This window comes from Idiomarina sp. UBA4206 (assembly GCF_002383015.1).
In the GTDB taxonomy this organism is placed as follows: domain Bacteria; phylum Pseudomonadota; class Gammaproteobacteria; order Enterobacterales; family Alteromonadaceae; genus Idiomarina; species Idiomarina abyssalis.
In genome coordinates this window covers 1-1,298 of record NZ_DFTS01000036.1, presented here as the reverse complement: position 1 = coordinate 1,298, position 1,298 = coordinate 1, and the positions used below count along the sequence as shown (strand labels likewise).

3 protein-coding genes are annotated in these 1,298 nt (G+C 48.0%); all 3 read left to right on the top strand.

The features are described 5' to 3' along the window. Positions 1-675: 30S ribosomal protein S3 (rpsC, locus tag B3180_RS07280; protein WP_286843797.1), on the top strand; the 675-nt coding region annotated here is incomplete at its 5' end. An 11-nt stretch (positions 676-686) separates the two neighbouring features. Continuing rightward, complete coding sequence (gene rplP / locus B3180_RS07275; RefSeq protein ID WP_011235146.1) at positions 687-1,100, top strand: 50S ribosomal protein L16; 414 nt, start codon at positions 687-689, stop codon at positions 1,098-1,100. Next, on the top strand, positions 1,100-1,291 hold the full coding sequence (gene rpmC, locus B3180_RS07270; RefSeq protein WP_011235145.1) for a 50S ribosomal protein L29: 192 nt from the start codon (positions 1,100-1,102) through the stop codon (positions 1,289-1,291). Before rplP ends, rpmC begins: the two co-directional genes overlap by 1 nt. Positions 1,292-1,298 lie beyond the last annotated feature (7 nt).

Below are 1,298 nucleotides of genomic sequence, written 5' to 3'. Positions count from 1 at the left end.
CAGAAAGTACATCCTAATGGTATTCGCCTAGGTATCTCCAGACCATGGAATGCAACCTGGTATGCGAATACAAATGAGTTCGCTGATAACCTGCACAGTGATTTTCAGGTACGTAAGTTCCTGACAAAAGAACTGCGCAACGCATCAGTCTCTCGTATCGTTATCGATCGTCCAGCTAAGAGCGTTCGTGTGACTATTCACACAGCACGCCCTGGTGTGGTTATCGGTAAGAAAGGCGAAGACGTAGAAAAGCTGCGTAAGCAAGTTTCTAAATTGACAGGTGCTCCTGCGCAAATCAACATCTCAGAAGTTCGTAAGCCTGAGTTGGATTCGCAGCTAGTAGCTGACAATATTGCTGGTCAGTTGGAACGTCGTGTCATGTTCCGTCGTGCTATGAAACGTGCTGTACAAAACGCCATTCGCTTGGGTGCCAAAGGCATCAAAGTTGAAGTGAGTGGTCGTTTAGGCGGCGCAGAAATTGCACGTACTGAGTGGTATCGTGAAGGCCGTGTACCGCTGCACACATTACGTGCAGACATCGACTACTCGACCTCAGAAGCGAACACCACTTACGGTATCATCGGTGTTAAGGTCTGGATTTTCCGTGGTGAAGTTCTTGGTGGACTTCCAACTGAAGAAAAGCCAGCTCCTAAGCGCGGCAAGAACCGTAAGTAAGGAGAGACGATATGTTACAACCTAAGCGTACAAAATTCCGTAAGGTTCACACAGGCCGCAACCGTGGTCTGGCGCAGTCTGGTAACAAAGTCAGCTTCGGTACTTTTGGTTTAAAAGCTACTGATCGTGGTCGTATGACCGCGCGTCAAATCGAAGCAGGCCGTCGTGCAATGACTCGTCACGTTAAGCGTCAAGGTAAAATCTGGATCCGCGTATTTCCTGATAAGCCTATTACCAAAAAGCCTTTAGAAGTTCGTATGGGTAAAGGTAAAGGTAACGTCGAATACTGGGTTGCTCAGATTCAACCAGGTCGCGTTCTGTATGAAATGGACGGTGTTCCTGAAGAGTTGGCACGTGAAGCGTTCCGCCTGGCGGCGCGTAAACTGCCTTTCAAAACCACTTTTGTGACTCGGACGGTAATGTGATGAAAGCAAGTGAACTGAAAGATAAAACCGTTGAGCAGCTGCAGGAAGAATTGCTAGGCTTGCGTCGTGAGCAGTTCAATCTGCGTATGCAGGCGGCAACTGGTCAGCTGAATCAGACTCACATGATGAAACAAGTGCGTCGTGATATCGCACGTGTTAAAACCATCTTAAATGAGAAGGCAGGTGCGTAATGACTGA